Genomic DNA, 229 nt, shown 5'->3' with positions numbered 1-229 from the left:
CGAGGGCAAGGCCGAGGCGGTGCGGCAGCTCGTGGAGGGCCCCGTGAGCGCCCGCTGGCCGGACACCGCCCTGCAGCTGCACCCGCACGTGACCGTCCTCGTGGACGACGCCGCCGCCGGGCGGCTCGGGCTCGCGGGGGACTACCGCCACATGTGGGAGGCCAAGCCGCGCTGGCCGGGCCTCTGAGCGGCACCCGTCCGCCGATCCACCCACCCCAGGCGGGCGGCG

The 229-nt window shown here is 78.6% G+C and carries 1 pseudogene; it reads left to right on the top strand.

The annotated features are described in order from the left end of the window. A pseudogene (locus KVS67_RS13760) lies at nt 1-187 on the top strand (glucosamine-6-phosphate deaminase); the annotation flags it as partial. Between the last annotated feature and the right edge of the window lie 42 nt (nt 188-229).

The organism is Micrococcus sp. GbtcB5 (genome assembly GCF_019091605.1).
GTDB lineage: Bacteria > Actinomycetota > Actinomycetes > Actinomycetales > Micrococcaceae > Micrococcus > Micrococcus luteus.
This window is presented reverse-complemented; position numbering and strand designations above follow the sequence as displayed.